The sequence below is a fragment of the Acinetobacter cumulans genome (genome assembly GCF_003024525.3).
GTDB lineage: Bacteria > Pseudomonadota > Gammaproteobacteria > Pseudomonadales > Moraxellaceae > Acinetobacter > Acinetobacter cumulans.
On the sequence record NZ_CP035942.1, the window covers coordinates 1 to 2,123 of the forward strand.

General features: G+C 37.4%; 2 protein-coding genes. Both read right to left on the reverse strand.

Features of this window, described 5'->3' with window-relative positions; translation table 11 throughout:
- Nucleotides 1-631: 631 nt before the first annotated feature.
- Complete coding sequence (locus tag C9E88_RS17475) at nucleotides 632-847, reverse strand: antitoxin VbhA family protein (protein WP_066244013.1); 216 nt, start codon at nucleotides 845-847, stop codon at nucleotides 632-634.
- Between the two features lie 10 nt (nucleotides 848-857).
- Nucleotides 858-1,835, reverse strand: a complete 978-nt coding sequence (gene repM / locus C9E88_RS17480; RefSeq protein WP_066244015.1) for a replication initiation protein RepM — start codon at nucleotides 1,833-1,835, stop codon at nucleotides 858-860.
- Nucleotides 1,836-2,123 lie beyond the last annotated feature (288 nt).

Sequence of the window (2,123 nt, forward strand, 5' to 3'; positions counted from 1 at the left end):
GTCAGGGGCAATTTTTGCAAATGACGGAGAAAAACCAAAGATTTTAAAAGCATTGAGCAAGGACACACAGAGGGTACTTTTTCACTACCGTTCAAAATTCCTACTCTGTGCCTTGTTGGGGCAAGCCCCAAACCCCAAAAAGCAAAAGCAAAGGCAAAAATGGCACTCGCTTCGCTCGTGTCTTTTCAAAAGCAAAAGCACACGATAGTTAAAGTTTTCATGAAATCAGATGCTAAAAAAGCAGTTTTTCAGAGGGGGGAATAATCGAACTTTCATTGTGTCGCTCGTAGACACTCGCTAATAACTTTCTTTGAAAAACCAAAAAAAAGACAAAGAAAATTTTCTTTGTCTTTTTACTTTTTCGATAGAAAAACGCACTCAAACGATAGTTTGGGAAAGTGCGCCCTTTGGGATTTGTCATACAAAATAAAAATTCGTTAAACGATTTCCTATCCTGCCATAGGCTTATTTTTATTTTTACTTCTGATCTTTTAGTCATGACTAAAAAACTTTGTCATACAAAATCACAAAACGCCATGCGTTTTCCTATCCTGCCTTAGCTCCCTTAGCTCCCTTAGCTCCCTTAGCTCAAACTCAATATAAAATTATTAGTCATGACTAAACGGCTTAATCAGCAAAACCAATCCATAGGTAACATTATAAAATTTTCAGTTGAACCGCTTAAATTATGGAAAATTCTTTGCAACTGTTCAGCATCAATTTCACCTGAAACATAACGTTCAAACGCCTGTATTTTTTCTTTTGATGGCGTTAAATCGTAATATTCATAATTGGCTTTGAAACCATCAAATTGCTGTTGTCTTAATTCTTTTTCAGCTTGATTCATTGCTCAACTCCTAAAAAACAACGCCAAATTCTTCTAATTTTGATTGCCATTGGTCGGCTGTTGCATCAGTTGTAATTTCTTCTTTGATGCGTTTCATCATATCCATGACTGACTCATCACCACGTTTAAACCGATCTGCTAAGCCATTCGACATGATTAACCCTGTAATTTTGCTTTTACGGTGTTCTAAAACGTCCATATTTGCGTTTTTAGGCTGTTTTACGACTTCATCAGGGATTTCTACGGGTTTTTGCTTAGAATCGCTAAAATCGCTGTTTTTTGGCGTTTCTGTCCCTGTTTTTTTCTTCTGTTTAAACTTGAATGAAAATCCTGTGATTGTCCGCCCTTTTTTGTGCTGTTCGTAGCTCGCTGTGATGTCTGTATGCTCGTTGATTTGTTTGAGAGACGGCTCTAAAACGTATTTTTTTAAATCATACATGCGTTGATATTCAGCATCGAGAACACCCATTTTTTGCCGAAAGTCAGCCAATTCTATGATTGGTGTTTTCCCTGTGGTTCTCCAGCAGATCAGTAACTCATACAAACGAATTGCATAACCTGTTGAAAGCTCGCTTATCTGTTTCATTTCATACTGAGTAAAACGTTCCTCAAGCCTTGTAATTAAAGGGATGACGATAGGAGCGAAGATTAACTTCACTGTAGCTTCTGCATCCACATAGCGAACTTCACTAACCCAACGTGAACGGACGTTTTCGGTATTTCCTCGTTCATTGATTTCCTGGTAACTGAATTGACGTGCAAATAGATCATCACAAGCATCTTTGAGGGCTTGGTAGGCTGTTTGTCTAGCTACGCCAAATTGATTGATATAACTCTCTGCATGGACGGTTAAAGGGTCATTGGCATTAATTCCCTTTCCTGACTCTCTTGCTTCAACAATCGCCAACAAGATTAAGCGCTGTTCAACGAGATCCAAGTTGTAACTAGCGTTCATTAGGGCATTGTCTTTCACTACTAATTTACTCATAAGACGTGAATTAAAATTTTTTCGTTAAAACGAATTTATCATAACATCTCGTCTTATGGTAGGTAAATCTCGTCTTATTGGTAGGTAAATCTCGTCTTATTGGTAGGTAAATCTCGTCTTATTGGTAGGTAAATCTCGTCTTATGTCCTCTGTATGCCTTGCTATACTTGCATTTCAGTATGGCTAAAAGCATTTAAAAGCATTTAAAAACATTAAAAGCCCAATTTTTCATGAAAATTGCCCTCGGTTTTCGCTAAAGCTCAAACTTTTTTGACTTCACTTCGTTAC